At 45.7% G+C, this 24351-nt stretch carries 17 protein-coding genes; 1 reads left to right on the top strand and 16 read right to left on the bottom strand.

The genetic code is table 11. The features are described from left to right. Nucleotides 1-87 precede the first annotated feature (87 nt). The 16 genes from AACQ79_RS09705 to AACQ79_RS09630 form a co-directional block, all read right to left on the bottom strand. On the bottom strand, nt 88-1383 hold the full coding sequence (locus tag AACQ79_RS09705; protein ID WP_170899010.1) for a type VI secretion system ImpA family N-terminal domain-containing protein: 1296 nt from the start codon (nt 1381-1383) through the stop codon (nt 88-90). Between the two features lie 57 nt (nt 1384-1440). Continuing rightward, complete coding sequence (gene tssM / locus AACQ79_RS09700; protein WP_212756369.1) at nt 1441-4986, bottom strand: type VI secretion system membrane subunit TssM; 3546 nt, start codon at nt 4984-4986, stop codon at nt 1441-1443. A gap of 17 nt (nt 4987-5003) precedes the next feature. Then, entirely contained in the window at nt 5004-6401 is a 1398-nt protein-coding gene (gene tssA / locus AACQ79_RS09695) for a type VI secretion system protein TssA (RefSeq protein WP_170899009.1), read from the bottom strand. 9 nt (nt 6402-6410) lie between these two features. Then, nucleotides 6411-7070 carry a type VI secretion system-associated protein VasI gene (vasI, locus tag AACQ79_RS09690; protein ID WP_170899008.1) on the bottom strand — a complete coding sequence of 220 codons (660 nt, stop codon included), beginning with the start codon at nt 7068-7070 and terminating at the stop codon, nt 6411-6413. Further along, a complete protein-coding gene (locus tag AACQ79_RS09685) occupies nt 7067-8629 on the bottom strand; it encodes a sigma-54 interaction domain-containing protein (protein WP_170899007.1) in 1563 nt (520 codons plus the stop codon). The genes vasI and AACQ79_RS09685 overlap by 4 nt, the downstream gene beginning before the upstream one ends. Nucleotides 8630-8631: 2 nt before the next feature. Then, the gene (gene tssH / locus AACQ79_RS09680; protein ID WP_170899006.1) at nt 8632-11250 is read right to left on the bottom strand and encodes a type VI secretion system ATPase TssH; all 2619 of its coding nucleotides are present in this window, start codon (nt 11248-11250) and stop codon (nt 8632-8634) included. Nucleotides 11251-11273: 23 nt separating this feature from the next. Next, the gene (icmH, locus tag AACQ79_RS09675; protein WP_026027751.1) at nt 11274-12047 is read right to left on the bottom strand and encodes a type IVB secretion system protein IcmH/DotU; all 774 of its coding nucleotides are present in this window, start codon (nt 12045-12047) and stop codon (nt 11274-11276) included. Nucleotides 12048-12049: 2 nt separating this feature from the next. Further along, nucleotides 12050-13384, bottom strand: coding sequence for a type VI secretion system baseplate subunit TssK (tssK, locus tag AACQ79_RS09670; protein WP_017044997.1), 1335 nt, complete (start codon nt 13382-13384; stop codon nt 12050-12052). Between the two features lie 4 nt (nt 13385-13388). Then, entirely contained in the window at nt 13389-13868 is a 480-nt protein-coding gene (gene tssJ / locus AACQ79_RS09665) for a type VI secretion system lipoprotein TssJ (RefSeq protein ID WP_013868298.1), read from the bottom strand. Nucleotides 13869-13870: 2 nt separating this feature from the next. Continuing rightward, nucleotides 13871-15343: a type VI secretion system-associated FHA domain protein TagH gene (gene tagH, locus AACQ79_RS09660; protein WP_094166082.1), complete on the bottom strand. Its 1473-nt coding sequence runs from the start codon at nt 15341-15343 to the stop codon at nt 13871-13873. Nucleotides 15344-15347: 4 nt separating this feature from the next. Further along, complete coding sequence (gene tssG / locus AACQ79_RS09655) at nt 15348-16370, bottom strand: type VI secretion system baseplate subunit TssG (RefSeq protein WP_026028436.1); 1023 nt, start codon at nt 16368-16370, stop codon at nt 15348-15350. Beyond that, the gene (gene tssF, locus AACQ79_RS09650) at nt 16334-18103 is read right to left on the bottom strand and encodes a type VI secretion system baseplate subunit TssF (RefSeq protein WP_019282041.1); all 1770 of its coding nucleotides are present in this window, start codon (nt 18101-18103) and stop codon (nt 16334-16336) included. Before tssF ends, tssG begins: the two co-directional genes overlap by 37 nt. A 6-nt stretch (nt 18104-18109) precedes the next feature. Further along, entirely contained in the window at nt 18110-18547 is a 438-nt protein-coding gene (tssE, locus tag AACQ79_RS09645; RefSeq protein ID WP_013868295.1) for a type VI secretion system baseplate subunit TssE, read from the bottom strand. A gap of 2 nt (nt 18548-18549) precedes the next feature. Beyond that, nucleotides 18550-20025, bottom strand: coding sequence for a type VI secretion system contractile sheath large subunit (tssC, locus tag AACQ79_RS09640; RefSeq protein ID WP_026027753.1), 1476 nt, complete (start codon nt 20023-20025; stop codon nt 18550-18552). 49 nt (nt 20026-20074) lie between these two features. Continuing rightward, nucleotides 20075-20584, bottom strand: coding sequence for a type VI secretion system contractile sheath small subunit (gene tssB, locus AACQ79_RS09635; RefSeq protein ID WP_170899005.1), 510 nt, complete (start codon nt 20582-20584; stop codon nt 20075-20077). A gap of 388 nt (nt 20585-20972) precedes the next feature. After that, nucleotides 20973-22061, bottom strand: coding sequence for a hypothetical protein (locus AACQ79_RS09630; protein WP_094131750.1), 1089 nt, complete (start codon nt 22059-22061; stop codon nt 20973-20975). Between the two features lie 574 nt (nt 22062-22635). Here AACQ79_RS09630 and AACQ79_RS09625 point away from each other — a divergent pair. Continuing rightward, nucleotides 22636-24333 (top strand): RluA family pseudouridine synthase, encoded by a 1698-nt coding sequence (locus AACQ79_RS09625; RefSeq protein WP_170899004.1) that lies wholly within the window; start codon nt 22636-22638, stop codon nt 24331-24333. The last annotated feature ends 18 nt before the right edge of the window (nt 24334-24351 follow it).

Genomic DNA, 24351 nt, shown 5'->3' with positions numbered 1-24351 from the left:
TAGCTTATAAACAGCTCGATTGACAAAGGCAACAAACTGCCTGATATGAGCAAAAAGTTGCCCTTCAATAACCAATTGTTGCTCAGCTTATTGAGTCTGAGCTTCCTGATTATGTGTCACAGTCAAATGCTCAAACTGCTTGTCGAGCTCGGCCATTTTCCAGCTCAAATTATTAAGCCGCTGCTTCAGAATCATAAACTCCTGTTCAGCCTGTACAACATCACCTTTTTTGAGCAACTCTTCGACATATGCAGCTCTCCCGTAAATAGGAGACAAACTAATAGCGAACTCCTCCAACGATTTGGTTTGTCTTTGCAGTTCGGTTAATTTTCCTTTTTGCGCGAGCAGCGCGATGTTAGCCATCTTGGTTCGCGTTTCACTAAAACGCTCCATAAAGCGCTCAGTTTGTTGCAGAGCTTCACGCTTAGCATCGGCAAACGCTTGATCAACCTCCAGTACCGATTCGGTTTGGGGATAAAGTTGCAATAACGCATCCAACACTTGCTGGGCTTCAACACGAGCCGATTCAAAAGAGCGCGCCATTTTTTGCTCAATCGCCTCTCGGTACAATGGCACAATCTCATTTGACAACTGTTCAAGCTTGGCTGGCGAGTTAGCCTGTTGAAACGCATTGACCTGCTCTGGCGTATGTAAAGCAGGTAACCTTAGGTTGGTTGCATAAGATATTGAGTTGAAAAACGGCAAATAAGTGACGGCCCCATACACCATCACAACACCAAGAACACCGGATATAAAAGCGGCCACATGCGTAATACGTGAGCGCTTTTGATTACTCACCTGCTCAACCTGTTCCGTTTGGGTATGGCGCTTTAGCAGCGAATGATATTGCGTTTCTAAACGATCAATATGTTCAAAAATAGCAAAACCTACTCCTTCGAAATCAACCAAATAATCCGGCTGTTGCAGCTCTAAAATGGCATGCATACGCTCACAAAAGCGCTCACAACGGTATAAATCACGCAGTGCTTCATGATTCGGACGCAGATCTTTTAACTCCCGCACTACACGAGCATTAACCCAATCGAGCACTTCCTTGCGCATTTTCGCCGATTTTACGTCCGGTTTTGGCAAATTACTTAAGCAGCAGCACAACAGTTCAACACCATTGGCGTATCCTGCTAAACCCTGCATTTTTAAACAGGCTACGGTGTAATAACCGCACAGCAAAAGGTCAATCCCCGGGCCTTTTGCTAATGTTTCACAAGCAACTTTCACCACAGCCCAGTCTGGACCACCTGATAATGGGTTGTTACGACGGTTGATCTCATCTCTCACCTTTTGGTAGGCATCAATGTGACGAACAGCAGCAGCATCATCTATCAAATGAAAACGAGCGTGGTCGATAAATACAATATTGGACATGACTACAGCGTCCTAAGTGAGTTGAGGAGCGATGACCAATCGCTCCTCACTATTATTTTAGTAAAGGGTTTTCGAGAGTTTGAATGACTTAAATAACCGCTCGGTGAATGGGTTAATATCTGCCTCTGAATTGAGTCGATAAATCATCTCACCACCGTCAACTGCAAACTTAAAGTCAACCGACGTGGAACTAGCACCCACCACATCACCTTGTTCAAGCAAGCGGAAAAATGCCCACGGACCTTGGATATTAATACTTCGTGGCGACATATTATTTTTCGTCGGCACTAACGTTACTTTAGAGATCGCAGAATCACGCAGCGTATTTGGCCAAATCAACTCGACACTGTCTCTTGGGCCGTGACTATAAGCGAGATATTGACCATCAACGTTCAGCACACTGCGGCGTTTGTTGTTGCTCAAGCGTAGCGGTTCAACCGAGAAACTAACGTCTAAGACCCCTTTGCGGTTAAAGAAAGCTTGCTGAATTTTCTTCGCCTGCTTGAGCTGTTCTAGAACGTCTTTGCGAATAATCGACTGCGCGTTATCGTCATCATTGACCGCAATATTTTCTTCCACAAACATTCTTAGCTGGTTGTTGTAGAAGTTGTCTAATGTGCCGTTGGGCGCAAAAAATGCTTCAAAATCAGAAAGAGAACTGTCCTTGTTGGAAGACTCATTAAATGGATAGCGCCCAGCCAATTTTTCTTCAAAGGTTTTGTAAACATCATCATGCCAGCGAACTTCAAGGTGCTTAATCGCTTCTTGTTTGACAACATACCAACTCTCATCCGCCAGTTTAGACACCATAGTATCGAGCGGTTTAGGCAAACCTGATGCAATACGTTTCACCGTGTAAATTGGATCAGCGTTCACTAATTTTACGCGTGCTTTGGTGGCATCAAGCGCAGCCATACCAACATCTGGCGCTTCTTGAATAGATTTGAGGTAATTTTGTAACTCTTCCACCGCCACTAACACTTCATTGATGTACGCTGGCTTATCACCGACTGGCTTGAGCATAGCGTTTAGTTCAGCAAAGGGCGCATCAATCTGCGAAGCAACTTTGTATTTTGGATTTTTTAACAGCTCTTTTTGCGCGGCTTCATCTTTAGGCACACTGGCATACATTTGAGTATTGCTTTCTAAAGTGCGAAGCAACCGCTGCATCGGTTCAATGTTGCCAGTAAAGTTTTCTAATACCGATACTGCGTCATTGATGTCGCTAAAATACTTAACGCTGATTTCATTAAGAGCCGCACGCCAGGTATTGGTGTAGTCCGCCACATACAAGCTGCGGATTTTGTTACGAAGGTCGTGCTTATCCGCTTCGCTAAATTGAGCCGATTTGGATTGCCCTAGTACCCAACTGTCGATCAAGGCCAGCTCAGAAACGGATTCAGATTGCGGCATAAAGTAATCTTCAAACCCTTTTTTGGTAAGCATTTGCGGAATATACAGCGAGCTGCTGTTGACCACTCGCTCTTCAAAAACCACATCAAAGACGGGGCCAATCAAGTTGCGTAAATTGATCGAGGGGCCAAGAACCGTTTGTGCATTCAACTTCAAATTACGGTAAACACGTTGATCGTTAGGCATAGAACCAAGATCAGACTGCACTTTCGCCACCACCTGATCATAAGGCTTCATCACCGACTCTGCATTGCGATCACCGCGCGCGCGATCACCCGCTAAATCCGTGTGTAACATGGCGTAGTCTAAATGCCCCAGTAGTTCTTCTTGGATCACGCGTTGCCCAGCAAACTCTTGCTGCCAGTATTTGGAGAAATAATCGAGTACATAATCCTTATAGCGGCCACTTTTATCTACCATCATGCGATAGACACGTAGCACGGCCAGTTTCTCTTCATCTGTTTTGGCTTGGTTAAGCTGCACAACGACATCAGCCATTAGTAGAGGTAAAAATCGGTTTTCCAATAAATTCAAATAAGTAGCTTCAACCATTGGACCAATCGTGTGGCCTTGGTACAAACCAAAATCGGAAATGTACTGTGGTTTGTCACGGAAGAAGCCAAACTCCAATGTCGCCTCTCGAATTTTATTGAGCGGCACGAGAACATCTTGCTGAGAGGCTAAATAAAGATTAGAGGGGAACTCGTTTTTGTACTCGTTTACTTTCGCTAACACCGCATCAGAATGCTTCACGTTACTAAGGTAATAACGATGCCAAGTGCCGACTAATAACACAGTTGCAATAGAACAAGCCACTACTGACAAACCAATCAAGCGCCGTTTTTGCTTCGCAACACGAAAATTATCTGAGGCAAGCCCAGCTTCAGGATAGATGATGTTATTAAACAGTTTTTGTGTGAAATAAACCGTTGAGTTTTTGGCTTGCTGCGCTTTGTTGATCGCATGCTCTAGCCCGTAACGACGTGAAGCGGCATCATCAAATGCGTTTGTGGGTACACCCTGTTGATACACAGAAGTGAAATACGCACCACGTACCAAAGCCGACGTAGAGAACTGATCACTGGCCAATGCATCGTTGAAAAATTGTAATAAGATCTCTTTTAAACCAGAAATTTGACGCGTGAAGCTATAAATAGCATTGCGCTCTTCGAGATCCATCGGCACAGAAACGGCGTGCGGCAACACATCATTAATGCGCTCAACAAACTGACTGTAGTCTTTTGAAAACTCGTTGAGCCAGTTATCCAAGTCATCAATAGAGTCGAGCGAAAAGGTAAAGCCCAACACATCTTCACGCTGACTGCGCGAGTAATGTTTAAAGAAAGGTTCAAAACCGTGTAATAAATCCAATTTCGTCAATGCAATATAGACAGGTAAACGCGTGGATAACGTCTCCATCAATTCACGTAAACGAGCACGCAATAAATTGGCGTAAGCTTTACGCTCGGTTGCAGTTGCGGTTGCTAAATGAGAAACGTCTAACGCTAAAACGATACCGTTGAGTGGACGACGGCTACGCGTTCTCTCCAACCAATTAACAAAATGAAGCCATAAACGGCGCTCCATCGCACCATCGTTATCATTGCTGTGGTTACCTTGTGTCAGTAGCTCTCCATCTGGATCGATCAATACCGATTCATCGCCAATCCACCAATCAAACGAATACGGGTTTTCACTTTTTTGACCCGAGGCTCGCATTACCGAAGAAAAAACAAAGTTTTGCCCAGAGCGGTTGATGAGGCTGGTTTTACCGGCATTTTCCAAACCGAGCACTAAATACCATGGCAACGCATAAAGATAATTACGTTTATTGAGGTTCTCTTTCATGCTGACCATCACTTGGTTCAGCTCAACCTCTTGGCGCTCTTCATAGGCTTTAATTGGATCTTGGCGAAGCTGATCTTCACGCTTTTGCTCGGCTTTAAAACCTTGCAATTTTCGCCACTGCCACACGCCCCAAACGGCCAATGCACCTAAAGTGAACAAGCTACTTGCCACTGCGCGAGCGGTTATCGATTCAAGTGGCTTATTACCCGCGATTTCTAGCCAAGGGCCTGCCCACCAAATCGCAACATTCAATAGAATGAATGTGCTAAATAGCAAAATAGGCATCGCCGCGGCAATGCCCGGTGTTAACTTTCTTGCGATCCCAACAATAAATTTCCACATGGGTTTGTGTCCTTCGTTTACTCTGACGTTGTGTATTGTTCTAATTGCTCAACTAATGAGGGTTCCCAATCGGTAACGCTCATGGTGCTAACCTGAGCATGTAACGTTTGGTACTGTTCTTTCGCCATCGCATCTAAATTATTGCTATTTAACAAATCAGCCGATAATAACCGCCAATAGAATTTATCCCTTGGCTCACTGGCGCTGACCAGACCATCGTTGAGCATAGAGAGCGCCACCGCAATGCCTCCCTCTTTCGCTAAGCTAAACGCCTCTTTGCGTTTGTCTTGCCAATCACCTGCTACTTGGCCTTGGGCGCTACTTTGCTGCTGGCTGAGTAGCCACTCTTTTACGCTCGCATTGACAAAAGGCTCGCCTCCTTTGAATTTCAACTCGAGTAGCGCAGGTAGACGTGCCACAAACTGCTGGCTTTCACTCAAAATGGCTTCACTCCACGCCTTTTGGCCTAAGCTTTGCGCGATTTGATAGCTCATCATCTGCCCTTCAAACCAGTAAGGTGCCATGGTCAAACTCTGCTCTACCTTGCGCCATAAGGCTAAATCTGGGCTACGCATTTGGTCGTGATACTCTTTGATTCGTTCTTGCGCCATCGCCCGTAACAGTGTTTCACCGCTGACGTCGTGCTCAGGTAATGAGGTAATACTTGACCACACGGCAAAACGCCTGACTCGTATTGCCAAGGCAATGCCGAACTCTTGTTCAGACAAAAACTCAGCTACCTTTAGTAAGGTCTGCTTAGTGGCTTTGTCACTTGAACTGTCGACTGAGATGGCGCTCTGGGTGGTGGTTTTACGTTCAACTACTGGAGTCTCTTGCACATGTTGAGTCGCTTGCTCACGTTCTGTTGCACGGCGCAGTTGGGCTTGAACTTTAGCCACTAGACTTTCAACGCTTTCAGACATCAGTCCGGCTTGAGTAGTCGCTTGCTGTAGCGCGTCGATCGCGGTGTTTAACTCATCACGATCTGGTCCATCAAATTGTGCGAAATCTAACTTGTCGATCACCAAGGCTAACCGCTGCACAATCTGGCTGAAGAATTTGCGACGTGGCAAACTGCCTCTTTTGCCTGGCGCAGGGAAGCAATCTTCCCAGTAAAGGGACATGAAATCGCTCAGCAGCTGCAGCGACGTGGTGAAACGTAGCGGTGTGACTTGGTTATGCAAACACTGCAACAAGTAGATCAATAATTTGAGATCTTTACTTTTTTCGCTGAGCAGTTTGAGCGTACTGTGTTCGACTTCATCCCATTGCACACTAGCGTGGGAGAGTGACCCCACTTTCATCATTTGATCTTCAACAAAATCAAACAGTGGATCATCAATCAGCCGCTCACCCACAGGGTTATCGGCTTGAATAGGCTGAGTAATACAGCGGCGATAATCGGTTAACTCCATTGGAACTCCTTACCAACCACAGCGTGTTTTTAGTGCCGTTAATGATTGCGAAAGCTCGCTCGCATCAAACTGCAACCCATCAACAAAAGGAGAGTTTGAACGCAGCACCAGGCGATTTTCTCGCGCCATCGCTTTCATCATCTCAATCGCTGGCATGCCTCTGCCTGAGGAAAAGAGCAAACCTAAATCGTCACTACGCCAAGATTGTGCCTGCATATTAGCAATCGACACTTGGATGCGAGGGTCATCAATCGCGCTAGGAAACGCCAATTCCACTCGACTCAAATTGTCGATACAGCTCATCAGCAGCACAGGTTTAGCGTTATCGTCAAATTTTGTATTTTGATTTAACGCAACCAAAGTAATCCACGCATTCCCTTTATCATCGTCGCCCTCAACGGTTAAGTGACTTGCTTCCCCGTCTTGATACTGGATGATGCTATCAAAGGCGCGTTGCCAAGATAGCGGTGCATTGGGCGTTGCCGCTTGAGGCATCACCACGTCAGAAGGCGTTTTAAACAGGTGGTCAAAACAGCTCAATCGCTCTAACCGAGATGTGATCGTAGTGCATTGCTCTGCTTGTGCTATAGCGTCATTTTCCGCATTTGCCATGGGGAAATACAGCGTCATAGAGAGGCAAACTGTGAGCCTAAACAACCGTTTATTCATGGTGTTTTAATCTCCAATTTTTGGCATTTATAGGCCAAGGTCCGCTTGGGAATACCGAGGCTTTGGGCCGCTTTGGCCCTGTCACCAGCAAAGTATTGGAGGCGCTCACGGATAATACGAGACTCAAATTCATTCACCGCTTGTTTTAAATCATCCACCACTCGGCTGACACCTGGCTCAGCTTTAGCGACCTTATGTCCATGTCGTTCAGTCTCTAGCTGCTGATCGGCTTTAGTGTATGCTAAACGTTGTGTAAAGCAGGACTCCTCCACCTGTGTGCCATCCAGTGTTTGCGCACAACCAAATTCAATAAGGTGCTTGAGTTCACGCACGTTACCGGGAAAGTCATAACGTTTTAGGCAATCGATCGCTTTATAGTGCACACCCCGAATGTTGGTTGCATGCTGCTCATTAAAGCTGCGTACAAAATGTTGGCTAAGCCGTTCAATGTCATCCATCCTTGCCGCAAGGCGTGGCAAAGTTATCGGGTACTGAAATAAGCGGTAATAAAGATCCTGACGAAACGATTTATTACGCACTTGTTCGAGGAGATTGACATGCGTTGCTGAAACCAAACGAAAATCAGAAGATTGTTCGTTTTTACCGCCAATCGGCCGAAAAGATCGAGATTCCAATACCCGCAGTAATTTGGCTTGCAGGCTCAAGGGCATATCACCGATTTCATCCAAAAACAGGGTTCCGCCATCGGCTTGCGCAATCAACCCTTGTTTATCGCTATCCGCGCCGGAAAACGCCCCTTTGCAGTAGCCGAACAGTTCACTTTCCAATAAGTTTTCAGGGATAGCCGCGCAGTTAATAGCAACAAATGGCGCTTGTTTACGGGGCGAGAGTTGGTGCACCGCTTGCGCGACCAACTCTTTACCTGTCCCTGTTTCACCTTGCACCATCACTGAAAGCTGTGATGGCGCGGCGTTGATGATCTGCTCTCTTAATTTTTTCATCGCCAAACTGTTACCGATTAAGGTTTCAGAGAGGCTCGCAATTAATGAACGACGAGCGTTGTCACGCTGAACGTCAGACAAGGATTCCGATAAGCTTTGTCGATTTTGTTCTTCCCGTTGCATCTCATTAAGCAACGACCACTGATGGCAAAAAACATCCACATACTTGATAAAATCTGGCTGCTCAAATAGGCCTTCCAAGGTATGGGTTTCACCAATCAACAGCAAAATAGACTGAACTTGTGTATCCCCATTCGGTAACGGGTGTACAACCACGCTATCTAACATGCCGACCCGGCTAGTGAGTTGACTAAACAGGCGATTAGATTGCCAAAAAACCAATTCATCAGCGGTTAAGTGCATCGATTTGGCCGATTGCAATACATGGGCAAACGGACAATCAAAATCGGTGACCGACCAGCTTAAATTCAGCGGGTTATCCTGTGGCACTAAGGTACGGCCGTCTGAACTAGGAACCAGTAACAAGCAAGTATCGAGCCTTAGCTCTCGGCGCAGCGTTTCTACAAACAATGCGGCCAATTGGCTAGGCTTTCTCGCGACAACAAGCTCGGTTGCGTAAGCTAACCAGTGACTCATGATCACTCAACCTCTCCAATAAACTCACCCTCTTCCGCCGCTAAATAGATGCGTTGCACTGGTTGTTTATCAGCCAATTTATTTAACAAAGCTAATGAAATCGGTGGTAGTAATTGACCTTCGATGATCGCTTCCAGCATACGAGCCCCATTTTCAGAGCGCGTTGCACGGCTTAAGATCTCTTCGATCAAGCTATCTTCAATCACCACGTCAGCGGCATAACGCTGTTTAAAGAGCTGCTCAAGGCGGGTTAACTTGCCACGCACAATCTGCTCTAGCACTTCTTTGCTGAGCGGTAGATACGGAATAATCTCCATACGAGCCAGTAAGGCGGGTTTGAAGAAAGCCGCAAGTTCTGGGTAAAGCTGCTCATCAAGCAACTGAGGCTGCTGCGCGTAATCGACTATGGTTTGGTAACCTAAATTCGAGGTGAGGAAGAAGACGATGTTTTGGCAGTCAATCACTCGACCTTCACCATCGGCCAGCTCACCTTTATCAAAGGCTTGGTAGAAAATATTGAGCACTTCTGGGTGCGCTTTTTCAACTTCGTCTAACAGCACCACAGAGTACGGCATTTTACGAATCGCTTCGGTAAGAATGCCACCCTCACCATAACCAACATAACCCGGAGGCGAACCAATCAGGCGTGAAACGGTATGCTTTTCTTGATATTCCGACATGTTGATAGTGGTTAAAAATTGTTTACCACCATAAAGTTGTTGCGCCAGTTGGACTACCGTTTCGGTTTTACCAACGCCACTTGGACCCACGAGTAGGAAGGAACCTTTTGGACGCCCCGGACGGCGCAAATCCGCGCGCGCCGTTAATAAGTTACGGTGAACACGCTCAATCGCAGTATCTTGCCCTTTGATTGCCTCACCTAAAATAGCCGTTAGGTGGGTGATTTTATGCAGCTCATCGCTGTTCATTTGGTCAACGGGCACGCCCGTCCAGTCCGCAATCACTTCCGCGATTTGCTGAGCATCGACTTGTGGATGCATGAGGCGATCATTATGAGGGATCACTTCTAAAGCTCGATATTGCTCCTGCAATTGAACAAGTAACTCATCGCGCTCAACTTGGGTCTGCTCACCATGCTCCTCAGCGCCATCTAAGAGCTGATCGCGTAGGGTAATAATGCGCTCAATGATCGCTTTTTGCTCTTGCCAGCTTTGAGTCAAGGTCGCTTTTTCAGCTTCATCGGCCACTTCTTGGCTACATAGCTCATCCAAGCGATGCGAATCAACCACTTGACCTAAATATTGAGCACGCTCAAGCATATCAATTTCAAGTTGACGTTGATGGCAAGCGGTCTCTAGTTGCGCTAAGCGCTTCGGCGGTGTGGTGATATTAATTGCAATACGCGCGCAAGCAGTATCCAACACATCAATCGCTTTATCCGGCAGTTGTCTACCTGAAATGTAACGCGCTGAAAGCTCGGCGGCGGCTTTCAATGCATCATCAGTAATCAATACGTTATGGGCTTTTTCGTAAACACGATTCAAGCCGCGCAGAATATCTACTGCTTGGCTGATGCTCGGCTCTTCTAATTTCACTAACTGGAAGCGACGAGTCAGCGCAGGATCTTTTTCAAAATACTTTTTGTACTCTTTCCATGTGGTGGCTGCGACAGTACTGAGCTCGCCTCGCGCAAGAGCTGGCTTGAGCAAGTTGGCCGCATCACTACCACCCTCTTGGTTGCCAGAACCAATTAAAGTGTGCGCTTCATCGATAAACAAAATGATCGGTTTAGGCGAGGTTTTGATCGCGTCAATCACGCCTTTAAGACGTTTTTCAAATTCACCTTTGACTGAAGCACCCGCTTGCAACAAGCCTAGATCGAGTGAGCACAACTCTACATTTTGCAGCTGTGTCGGCACATTGCCCGCAACGACGCGCAATGCAAGTCCTTCAATCATAGCGCTTTTACCGACACCAGCATCTCCCACAACGATAGGGTTGTTTTTACGACGACGACACAAAATGTCGATCATCAAGTTGAGTTCGTTTTCACGACACAGAACAGGGTCTAGTTCGCCGTTACGCGCTTGCGCCGTGACATTGGTGCAGTATTTATGCAGTGGCGAAGATGACACTGCATCCAGCGCAGCAGGAGCTTGAGAACCCGCTTTGCTTTTTTCAACCGCCGACTCGGAAGAGTCTTGCAACAGCGTATCAAACCCTTTGTTTAGGCTCTCTTTGTTGATGTGTTCAAAAAGACGGATTAGTTTAAGTGGTAGGTAACGATCAGCGCGCATCAACGCGGCTAAAAACACCACACCTGAACGAAGCTGATTCTGATTCAGCTCAGTGGTAGAAAGCAACCAAGCTTCCTGCAATAGCTCAACCAACAGTGGCGAGAATGCTGGATAGGTATCTAACACTTGCTCACGAGCGTAACTGGCACTGATGGCTTGTTTTACGGTTTCCACATCTAAGTTAGCGTGCTTAGCTATCACACGCACATCCGAAAGTGGGTTCTCTAACAGCACATGCAGGAAATGCTCATAGGTCACTTCTGGGTGCTGACGTTCAATACATAATGAAGCGGCTTGCTCTAGGGCTAGCTTACTCTGTTCATTGAGTTTTGAAATTAATGTGGGTAATTCAATACGGATCACTACAATCACCTAGCCTTTTATAATTAGAGTATTTGGTTCAATTGGTTTAATACGTCTGCCGATTGGCTGTGCAGTAAATAGGAATAGCCTAAAAACACACCGACCCAAATAATGACAAAACCAAGCAGCACTGACCAAACCGGTAACTGCCTGCTTAACTTATATTTTGATTTCACCACATGGTCCGTGGCGGAGGTCAGTTCTTTCGGCTCGTTTTCATCCAACGAACTGACGGTGTCATGTAAACGACTGATCACCTTTTCACGCTCGTTGTGGCCGCTTTCCATCACACGGTATTTACCTTCAAAACCTAACACTAGGCATTGATAGATAAACTCTAGCAACGCGCGATAACGTTTAGGTTCACCTTCCAAGCGACTTAAGATGGTAAACACTTTTTCGCCGCCCCAAGTCTCACTGTGGAAACGAGACAGCATAGAATGTTCAGCCCACACACTGGATGCACCCCACTCGGTTCCCATGACGGCTTCATCCAAAAACGCGCACAGAATGTAGCGATAAGCCATCAAAATCGCATGCTCAAACCCTTGCTCGGCAAGCTCGATTTCAATCGCTTTAATCTCTTCCACCGTCTGTTTGTAGATCTGCTCAATGTTGTCGCACTCTGACAAGCTGCGTACCCGCAGCGACAAACCAAACAGAGGGGTAGCAGCATCAATCAAAACATTAGGGTTATCACCACGCAGTTGAAACCAGTAATCTTGGTCGTGGTTGATCTGCTCGACGCTGTCAAAAAGCAGACCGCTGTATTGGGTGTTTTTTTTATCAATGGCCATCATCAGCTCCTAATCGCCCAGAATTGCAGGTCAAGATCTTCAAACGCACCCGCGACATGGAAAGCAAAACCACTTGAGCGACCTAACATCGACCATGCTGAGCTGGTTTTATCCAATTGGTAATAGGTATAACCGGCGTGGTAAGGCAACTGCCTTGGTGCCACTGGTAACGGTGTAATTGGAATGCCCGGTAATTGCAGTGAAATGAGCTCGCGGATTTTCTCCACTGACGATACTTTGGTCTGCTGAGTAAAGAGACGACGCAGTTCATCTAATGGCATGCGTGCTTTCACCGCGATGATGAATTCTGCGCTTTCAACTAGTTGAGGGTCGTGGATTGGGGCAACCATCAGGCCGTACTTACGTTTATCCAACTGAATCGAGACCGCTCTAGGCTCAAGTACGATACTTAGGCTCTGTCTTAAGTTGCGGATCAGCGGCCCAAAAGAGTGGGTCGGCATTTCATGGTTGTAGCTCGGGATGCTCGGTGGTAAACGACTTTCATCGGTAAATGTAGCCAATTCTCCACATACGCATGACAGGCACTCAAATAAACGTTCCGGGTGCAAACTGCGTAGCTCTGCCAAGTGTTGCATCTGGGGTTGTAAGCGATTCAGGGCTTGCAACAACATAAAGTCAGACACATCCGCGACCCCGCCTTGAGAGGGAGAACTGATACGTTGAGCAATGTTTTTGGCACGTTCGCGCATTAACCCAGAGATTTCGTTAATAAAACGGTGCAAAGCCGCATTGCTCGCAACATTAAGATGGCACGGAATAAAGTCCGGATCGAGTACGACACTGCCATCAGGACGTTTTTCTAAAATACGAGCGATCGCAATTGAGGCGTAAGAGCTTCTGTCTTCTTTTTCAAGCATCAACTGCACACGAACAGGTGAGACATCTAGCGTCGTGGTGTCACCGCGCACGGTATGCACATCGCGCACTTCTAAACGATTGCTTAAGTAACGCCCGGTTCCACGCTCTTCAGGCCAGTTAATCTCCATTAACGATTCACTGCGAAGCGGCACCGCTAAATAGACCAACTGGTTTGCAAGCGAAGCATCGGCAATCTCAAGCGCATCGGGCAGCACATCTTCCTGAGGAATACGGAAAACGGTTCCATCAGGCATAATGCCGACCGCACGTTCGATCGCGATACGGCCAAAAGAGAGATATTCAGGGTTAAGTGATAACTCTGATACTCCGTAAAGGTAGCCACTGACTGATGAGATGCGTTCATCAATATGATATTCAAAATAGCGTTGCTGCTGCTGGAAATGCTGCGGTTTAATGAATAGACCTTCATTCCAAATGACACGATTACGCGCAAACATCTTGTTACTCCACCCTTTCCAGTTTTACATCGTAGTCTTTGAAATACATCAAAAGATGGTATTCCCTACCTTTGTTAAGCACTTTGACGGCCTTTTTCCATTCACTCAGCTCAGGTTCAGCAAAATGCGCCATGACCCCAATGTAGTTCGTGCCTTCATCAATCTCGAACGCGTTCACAAACTTAAACTGGCCTGGTGTCATTACATAATCGTAATTGGCGATAAAATTGCTGCGTAACGCTTTTTTGTAGTCTGCCTTTACTTGGTCATAATCGGCAGACATAAACATCGAATCATCTTTCAGCTCAAACACTTGAACCTCTATCGGCGACGCTTCACCCCAAATATTAGGGTTAGTACCTTCATCACTAACGAGACTGAACGTTACCTTGGTCGGCTGTGTGGCTGGCTCATACTTTTCTGATGAGCTACAGGCGGTTAATACCGTCAGTAGCATCAGCAGGACAAAAGACCGCTTGTTCACCGTTATAGCTCCAGCTGTTTTTCACGAATTTTCTTGTCGTAAGACTGCTCGAAAATTTCCCAAAACAGTTTCTCAAATCCTTTTTGGCGATTAGAAGTGAGCTCTTGGTAGTAGTGGCAATACATCTCCCACGCCCAAGCATCTGAAGAGTGATTCTGTGCATCACTATTGCGCTTGTAATGTTGGAAACGGCGCAGTAGCACTTGAGGAGAAAAGGCATTAAGAATCTGATTTAGGGCTTCGCTAGTGGCGTGCTGCATTGCTTCGTTATGGTCGCGCACATTTTTTAGGCTTTCGGCAATCGCCGCTGGGGCAGACAAGTGCACCACACTTTTATCAGCATCATACAGAGTACGAATGGTTTCTTCGTATGATAGCCCCAAGCGAAGTGGGTTATCTTCAATCGGTTGCAAGTTACGATTCATCATACCAAAACGCCCTTCACTCACTTGCTGGTGAAGCTCAAGCAAACCTTGCACACAAGCTTGCAACGATTGCCCAAGCTCTTCTGAAAGCATGTGCATTTTCGCCATATCGTGGCTATTGCCAACGTCAACACCTAGCCCGGTGAGCATAGGGCCGGTCAATAAGTGTGATGCATTGTTTGACGAGCTGTTGTGTTGCTCGGAGTGAGGGTGGTAGCTTCTCGCCACTTCTTCCTCAAGTAGATCTAATACTTTATCGTCCATCGCTAAGCCCTCAGGTACGTTGTAAATGCTGTTGTTAATGTTCAAATGAGTCGGTGGTTGCGCAGTCTCATGGTGCTCAACAGCCGGAATAGGTGGTAAATCGGTGGAGGTTTTGCCAAAACCGAGAATTTTCTTTAATCGAATCGATGACGTCATCTCATACTCGCTGTCAGCTTGAGGCGTAAACTGCAGTTGCGACTGCTGGCTATCGTATTCTGGCACTAATGAATGTTGTGCTTGTGCGAGTGGTTTTTCCGTCTCTTCAAGCAACGACTCTTCTTGTTTAATGCCTTGCAATAAATCATCTAAAGCGGCGATAGGGTCCATTGAACTCGGCTCTGGTTCATCCTCGTCGCGGCTAATATCATCCAATGGACCATCTTTGAGTAGATCGAGCCCCTCTTTAGCAAACAGCTGATCCAAAGAGCCATTAATCAGAGAATCATCTTCACCCACTTGACCAAAAATGACACGAATTTGGTAAGGTCCAATGGCCACTTCATCTTTATGCTCCAACTTAGCCGAAGCACCTTGCCCTAACGGCTTATGGGAACCATTAACATAGGTATTACCAACCAGATCTTGAATGCAAAACGCACCATCAATCACACGGATGGCACAGTGATGATTTTGAATTTTCCCTTTACCGTCACGAAGCTGCCAATGCGCATCACTTGCAGAGCCAATCACACCGCCTTGCACATTAAACATCGCTTGTGCGGATAATCCTGATTCCAGTAGTTGCACATTCGTCACTACCATTGAAAGCATTTGCTTCTTCTGCATATCGCTATTGCCTTACTTGTATAAGCACGCTTTTGTCCGCCAAATCGCGCCCTAAAAATGATGACCAACCCAAAGCCACACCACTGTCATGGCATAAACTCATCACCGGAGCCTCGCTCTCGTGCATGGTCAGCTCAAGGTCGTAAGCCATCTGCTCTCGTAAAATAAACTCCACCAACTTACACAGCGGTTGATGTTCTTTGCCTGATGGCAAAAAATCGGCAAATCGTTCTCGAGTTAAGTTTTTGATACAGATAACAAACTTACCGTTACAGTCCATCACTGATTCACCCAACATGCTGTTGATCCCAAGCTCACCATTCTGCTTACCTAAGCAAAACTGCTGATAAGGCTCTATCCGGACTTTGCGTCGAACCCACTGGCGAATACTGACTTCTTGCAGATCAAAACAGTGCGCGATGATGCCAGACACCACTTGCGGTGAACGACTTCGGCCAGCCAAAGTGCCCGCATAAGCCAGCATCTTGCACCAATTTATCGGTGTTTCGCCGCGCAAGTCCGCATCACCCAAACCGACTAAAGCAAACAGCTGTGATGAAAATTGATCCTGCGCACCCGCTTGAAAACGGACGTAATAGCGATACTTTCGCCATACGCGATATACAAGGTTAATCAACCGGTTATTGAAAAAATCTAAAAAGGGCCGCTTGAAACCACCGGGATCTTCTTCGACCAATTGCTGCAAAATAAAACCAGGCAACGGTGACTGTGCCCCAGTTAATCCAAAAAAATTGGTTTGTAGGATCAGGCGCTCATCCGCGAACTCACGTAAATCGGTTACGTCCGCTGGTGCAAAACCTAAACTGGGGTTGGCACTGAATACCAACTGGCATGTCCGCTCCCAATCTTCTGATTCAGGATTAAACGCATTAAGTTTTTGCAGCAGTTCCACCAACTGGTAGAAGTTGTACGTTCGTACATCGCTTGGTAAACCCAGTAGAGGCTCCGGCACAGCCGCCGCAGCCATCTCTAGATCAATGGCTGCATTCCTGTCTGTGTTCCCCATGTGTACTTCTCTTGATTGGACGCGTTAATAACGATCAGCTCATGAAACGAATTGATGCTGGCATAGAGGGCAAAAAAGTGGCTAAGCACGGTGCCAAAGAGGTAAAGCTCCCCTTCTGAACCAAAACAGTTTTGATCAATATGAATCGTCGATTGCAGCCCTCGCACTGGCAAACCGCGCAATATTTTATCCACGGGTTGCGACTCAATTTTTTGGATCCCTTCAAGACGCAAACGCGCAACACGCTCCGCTTGGCGATCCACCAAGGCTCTGAAATCGTAAGCTCGCAACACACTGCTTAAGGCATCTTTGGACAGCAGCGATAAATAATTCAGCGATAAGTTAGAAATCAATACCCACAATAGACTGCCATCCAGTACTGGGCGCAGAGATTGTGAAGGCACGGTAATATTGCTGAAAGTGGCAAAGGGGGGCGAGCTGTCTGTCGGCTCACAAATGTCACCGACACCGAGTTCGAGCGGTAATAAGCGATTGGTGCAGGTGAGTTTGAGCGAGATGGCTTCATCGATATGCATGGATTGCGTTTCATCTCCGCGAATGAAAGAGATGAAATTATCAAATCCATCGCCACGGATACTGTCCCTCACTCGTGTACGGTAGTAGAGCGCTTCACGATTTCGAACCCGCTCCACTTCATGCTGAAAACTTTCAAACGCTGAATAGACACGTTTTTCACCCCGAATTCGTTGGCTGGCTTGAGTTTTGTCTTGCCAACCGAACACGCCGTCAACGCTGAACACTTCATAGTGAGAAGGGTAACGACTAGAGGGAATAATGCGATACTCTGAACGCTTGCCCGTTAAATCGATCGGATCGGCATCATGTTCAAATAAATTAATGACAGGGGTGCAGTACAGCTGGAAATTATCCTGACGCACTCGAACGTCCGCTGGCAAGGTTTTCGAAAAACTGATTTTCAGTTTGAACGCACCATGCACTGATTTCGGCACTACGCTAGCCAGACGGGTAATGTCAACAAAGTGAAATGCTTCAGGAAACGACAAGTATTCCTGCAAAACGCGATAACCTTCATACACATTGGAAGGATAGGGCAAAAGTGACTGCTCGCTATCAAATCCGACCGTTTGGAAGCTATTGCGCGGCAGCGTAAATTCTACCCCCGCGACTTCAACAGAAATCTTATCGAGGTAGTGGTTGAGCCATAGATAGAGCATTTGTGAGCTGTATTTATCACCACCTAAGTAAAAGCGCAGATCATCAAGATGCGCATCACCGACGCTTATCTCACCCAACATATTAAGCGACACTTCGATGATGGTCGCTTCTCTAGTATGTTGCGCAGTGACGTCAGTACATTTCAGTGGGTAAATCTGCACGTCACGACAGGTTCTAAAGTGACATTTGGTGCCGAAAACAGGCTTGCTATCGAGCTGAGTGCCACGAGCAATTTGCTGCTTATCACTGACACTTTTATCCGGTGTGAACGAGACAATACTCATGCTTGGCACAGGACGTAAGTAGTTTGGCCATAGCATGTTGATGATGGAGTGCGTTAGCTCAGGAAATTCATCTTCAACTTTTTCGCGCAAGCGAGCGGTGAGAAAGGCGAAGCCTTCCAATAAACGTTCGACATCAGGATCCGTCGTTTTACCGTGTAAAAAGCGAGAGAGTTGAGGATGAATTTCAGTGAAATGCTTTCCTTGTTCTTTAAGGAAAGCAAGCTCTTCTCTGAAGTACTTATCTTGAGCCATAATTTTCTAATACACTCGGTACTTTCGGTTTTGATCCAGTAGCAGGTTGAACTGCACTTTCTCATGTAACGCATCACTGTTTATTTCGGCCACAATATGGAAGCGCAGCATCAAAGGGCTAAACACGTCCGACTCGGATCGAATCACAATATTTCGTAAACGGGGCTCATACACATCTAAGCAGCTTTGTATCGCAAGCTTAATCCGTAGCGATAAGTCTAAGGTTTCTAACGTTGCATCGTTAAAATCCACTAAACCTAACGTTGGAGCACTTTGTGCCTCACCCATGCGAGTATTCAAAATATTGGAAACATTGCGTTTGATTGATTGGAGCACATCCCATGCATTTGGCCCTTGGGTCAAAGACATAGGCTTGGTGCCAGCTTCTAAACGTTCAAAGAAGCCGACACCAAATGCACTCTCTTCAGGTGCAATATAAGTCATGGTTATGCTTGATCTAATCGACCAACCAATGACAATTCAAAGTTCGCGCCCATGTACTTAAAGTGAGGACGAACAGAGAGAGAGACCTGATACCAACCTGGTTCACCTTCAACATCCATGACTTCGATTTTTGCAGCACGAAGAGGACGACGGCTACGTACGTCTGCTGGTGGATTTTCTTGGTCAGCCACGTACTGTTTGATCCAACCATTAAGCTCACGTTCAAGATCTTGACGCTCTTTCCAAGCACCAATTTGCTCACGCTGTAGCACTTTGACGTAGTGTGCAAGGCGATTGATGATCATCATATATGGCAGTTGCGTACCCAACTTGTAGTTGGTTTCCGCTTCTTTGCCTTCTTTGGTATTCGGGAATATTTTTGGCTTTTGGATCGAGTTTGCAGAGAAGAATGCGGCGTTATCACTGCCTTTACGCATGGTTAAAGCAATGAAACCTTCTTCTGCTAATTCAAACTCTTTACGGTCAGTCACCAACACTTCAGTTGGGATCTTACTTTGCAGTGCACCCATCGATTCAAACACGTGCACTGGCAGATCTTCAACCGCACCGCCACTTTGTGGGCCAATGATGTTTGGACACCAACGGTACTTGGCAAAGCTATCGGTTAAACGAGTAGCGAAAGCAAACGCGGTGTTACCCCATAGATAGTGTTCGTGTGAAGCGCTGACACTTTCAACATAATTAAATGATTTAATTGGGTTTTCTGTTGGATCATAAGGTACGCGCAACAAGAAACGAGGCGCAGTCAAGCCAAGGTAACGCGCATCTTCTGATTCACGTAGAGAACGCCATTTAGTGTATTTAGGGCTTTCAAATGTTGACTTAAGATCCTTGATATTTGGTAGCTCTTCAAAAGAATCGATACCAAAAAACTCAGGGCCTACACTAGAAATGAATGGAGCATGAGCCATCGCACCAAGTGCACCCATGTATTGCAGTAGCTTCATGTCAGGGGTTGATGGCGTGAAAGCAAAGTTACCGATGATAGCGCCAGTCGGCTCACCACCAAATTGGCCATAACCAGAAGAATAAACGTGCTTATAAAGACCGGATTGCGTCGTTTCTGGTGCAAATTCAAAGTCTTCAAGCAACTCGCCTTTCGTTACATGCAACAAATCGACCTTGTTGTTTTCACGAAAATCGGTACGGTCAATAAACAGTTTCAAACCACGCCATGACGATTCCATCTGCTGGAAACGCTCTTCGTGCAAAATCTCATCCATTTGAGCACTGATTTTCTTATCAAGCTCAACCAGCATTTGATCAACGAGTGATTTGTTAACCGGCTCTTCCGTTTGATTCGAACCGATGAGATTCTCAATAAACGCAGCAACCCCTTTCTTCGCAACATCATACCCTTCTTCAGTCGGTGCAATGCGCGTTTGTGCCATGATTTCATCAAGTAAACTGCCTTGGGTGGCACTTTGTCTCTCTAAGACGGCTTCAGTAGTAGACATCAATTTCGTTCCTAAATTTGATTAAATAAAAAGTTGGGTTGATCAAGCCTTATGCTTGAGGCTCTTCTTCTTTGCCGCTCACTATACTTAGCTCAGATAGAAGTTTTTCACGCGATTCTTCCGAATTTAGTAGCTCTTGTAGACGCTCTCTAAACGCGGGAATATTGCCCAAAGGACCTTTTAAGGCCACAAGAGCTTGGCGTAGCTCAACCAATTTATTTAATTCTGGAACTTGTGCTGCCACTGAATCCGGTTCGAAGTCAGCAAGAGATTTGAAACTAAGCTCAACAGGAAGCTCAGCATTTTCATCGCCACTCAGTTTATTGCGCACTGTAGTGGTCAGTTTCAAATCGCTTTCACGCATAACCGCTTCAAAGTTGTTCTTGTCCACTGAAACGGTTTGTCTCTCTTCAAGTGGGGTCTCTTCGGTATGGCCTTTAAAATCACCCACCACCAGAGTTTTTAGCGGTAACTCAACTTCAGCCTGTGCATCTCCCGTTGCTGGAATATACTTAATATTAATCCGCTCTTTAGGAGCTACACTTCCTTCTTTAGACATATTACGTCTCCAATACCTATGCCAATCATTGTCAAAATTACGGACAAGAGCGTAGCTAAACTTAGTTACCACTTACTCAGGCCGAGGGTTACATAACGTTGTAAAAATTAAAGTTAAATCTATTGGACTTAAGTTCTAATAGAACTCAAGTCTCTTAATATTTATTATCTGGTAGATTTTAATGAGCATTTAAACAATAAATCCCATTAATTAGCATTAGCTATTAAATTCTTCCATAAATTACCCCATCAGATTTATCGATATTTTTCGTGGGGATTTAAAATTCTCGGCACATTCTATTCATATAGGAGCATTTTAAATATAAAAAATCACAAAAACATGATCTTCACCCAAAAAAATATGCCGTTTCTAATACTGTATAATTTAACTAATTAATATCCCAAAAGACATCATGATAATAAAAATTCAGACTATTCTTATAGTTAACAAATATGCCATTAGCTTGTGCTTTTTCTTCCTCACTCATCTTACCAGCAAGGCTTTCTTCCTCTAATTCCAATATTGAGTAGAGCGACTGCATACGTTCAGTACCAGCAGCAGAGAGATATAAATCTAAATAGGCTTGCGCTTTGATCCGATCGGGAGTCACAAAATGATAGGATGCGCTATCGCCGAGCAGAATCTTAACTACCGTTGCCAAAGAGGTAATATCACCTTGCTCTAACGCCATCAGTCGCCATTGATAGGCATCTTCAAAACGGCCTTTGCTCTCTAAAATACCGATGTAGCGTCTCATCGCAGGGATATAGTTTGTCTTCGCAGCCGCGAGATAGAGCTCTCTCACCTTGGTCTCCCTTTCCCCAGGCATTAAAAACAGACCTCCACCAGCTTGAACTTGCTTTGCTTTATCCATCAATGCTCGTGGATGATTAAAACTGACCGCTTTATCGAGATAGTAGCTATACATCTCGTTATCCATACCTTTGTAAAACTGGGCAAGCTCGTAAGTGGCTTGTGCAGGATCATCTCGTCCTAAACGAATCAAACTATCGTAATACTGGCTTTTCCAATACTGCACATCGCGATCTCTTAACCACTTAGCATCAGTATAAAGATGTTTCATGGCGCGACGATTGCCTAATTCTGCGGCTTTAAGCAGATATTCACGCGCTTCAGGAGGCGTTCTAATGGTCGTTTTGTAGTTCGAAAGCTCCATCGCGTAGAGAAAGGCGGCATCCGAATTGTCGTTGTCTGCCGCGTACTGGAGGTATGGTCGCGATTCCATATTTTTGTATTGCGCTCGAAGCAGTCGTCCGGTAGCAAACGCTTTTTCTGGAGACATATTTCCTACTTCATACACTTCTGCTGCAGACGTTTCTTGCTCAGCATGTAACACCATCGAAGGAAATAAGGAGAGCGCTAAAATGGCATATGTTTTATTAATCCACATTGACGCGACTTCCAAACTTGACGCTTGCGGAACACACAATGATAGACGTTGGCAGAAATCCATCATGAACCGTTTCCATATTACCCACTACAATACTCTGACTCATTATATTTCCTTAACTGACTAACCATTTATCCATAAACACGTAAGCAAAAATCATTCCCTTCAATTACGCTTACTTAAGAATAAAGCCCCACAGCCCGAGCGGGCAACAAATTGCCCAACCGAGCAACAAATTGCCCGAGCGGGCATAATATTGCCTATATGATAATCAATACTCAGCCTTTACCCATCAAAATTAAAAACAATAAACTCATTAAATTAAGTAGAATCAGGAACCAATCACTACAAATAGAATTAATGACAAAAAACTAACATAAAGCTGACATTGTTTTACATAGAAATAAAATGAATTAATCCTCCAATCATTCTATATGTTTTAAATAAACGCATAGCATCAGGTTAAATCGACACTGTTAACTTATTTCTTTGGGATTCACTAAGCTATATTAATGATATTAATAAGCTAGTTACATTAATTAATCGTATCATCATCGCCGTTCAACCAGAAACTGGCATTTCTAGGTCAAATCAGTACAATTCTGCGTTCTCCACCACCATCCACTGCGAGCCAGAGAAAATGCCGACACCAGCGCCCTGTTTTACTGCCTTTAAAAAACCTATTGAAGGCTACTCTCTGCCTGAGCGCTTTACTTTCCCATTTTGTTACGAGCCGCATCCGCTAAGCGAATTAGCGGCAAGCCAGCTGCAACAACACCTGCTGAACCAGCAGAATTGGCAACATAATTTTGGGCTCGATAATCACGGCGTGCTAAACCAGCATCCGGAAGCTATCGGGAAAATGTTTGGCGTTTTAGTGGTGCGTAAACAAAGTGGAGAGCTAGGGTATCTGTCTGCATTCTCGGGGAAGTTAGCTGAGCAAAACCTGCTGCCGCATTTTGTGCCGCCTATATTTGACATGCTCACTAACGATGGTTTTTTCTTGGAAGGCAGCGTGCCAATCAATCAAATTAATCAGCAAGTTGAACAATTGGAGTGCGATCCACAGCGTGCGCTACTTCAGCGGCAATGGACCACAGCCCAACAGCAGGCGCAAGATGAATTAGAAGCGCATCGCCAGCTGATGATTCAAGGTCGTGAACAGCGTAAACAGCAACGCATCCTTGCCGAGCAATCAAATGATGCCCAACAATTGCGTGAAACCTTAGATTGTCTCGCCAAACAAAGTGTGGCTGAAAAAGCGTCCCTCAAACAATTAAAGCGCAAGTGGGACGTCAACCTCAACGAACTACAAGCGCAAATAGACGCATTTCAAGAACAGATTGATGCATTAAAAGAGCAGCGTAAAAATCTCTCTAATGCGTTGCAGCAACGACTTTTTTCTCACTATCGATTTCTCAATCAATACGGCACTGAAAAATCTCTGGGGGAGATTTTCCGTCTTACGGCTAACCCTGTTCCACCAGCAGGATCTGGAGAATGCGCCGCACCAAAATTGCTGCACTACGCGTTTCAACATCAGATGACACCGATTTCACTCGCCGAATTCTGGTGGGGAGCGTCACCAAAATCTGAAATTCGTCAACACAAGAAATTCTATCCTGCTTGTCAAAACAAGTGCCAACCGATTTTGGCTCACATGCTTGATGGGCTGAAGCTCGATGATAACCCGCTATTGCATAACCCAGCGCAAGGCAAAGAGATCGACATCATCTACCAGGATGAAGCGATTGTTGTCGTCAACAAACCTGCCGAGTTTCTATCCGTTCCCGGAGTCAACATTCAGGACTCGGTTTATACTCGTCTGCAACAAATGTTTAGCTCAGATGAAGGGCTTTTTGTGATCCACCGCCTCGATATGTCTACTTCAGGTTTATTGGTGTTTGCTCTCACCCGCCGAGCCAATAAAAGCCTGCAGAAGCAGTTTATTACTCGCGGCGTTGAAAAACGCTATCTTGCCTTACTCGCTGGTGAATTACAGCAATCGCATGGTGACATTCGCTTACCGCTGCGGGGCGATTTAGATGACAGGCCGCGTCAATTGGTCTGTTTTGAACATGGCAAACCCGCTGACACTCACTGGCAATTAATTGAATGCCGAGATGGATTCAGTAAAGTCTACCTCTACCCCAAAACAGGACGAACCCACCAATTGCGCGTGCATTGCGCTCATGTGGAAGGACTCAACCTGCCCATCGTTGGCGACGATCTTTATGGCACGAAAGGAGCGCGTTTACATCTACATGCTGAGTCACTGAGCTTTGATCACCCTTATACCAAGCAAAGGATGACATTCACGGTGGATGCCGAGTTTTGATCGACATTCCGCTTTAGT

The sequence above is a fragment of the Vibrio sp. 3-2(1) genome, from assembly GCF_963887575.1.
Taxonomy (GTDB): domain Bacteria; phylum Pseudomonadota; class Gammaproteobacteria; order Enterobacterales; family Vibrionaceae; genus Vibrio; species Vibrio anguillarum.
This window is presented reverse-complemented; position numbering and strand designations above follow the sequence as displayed.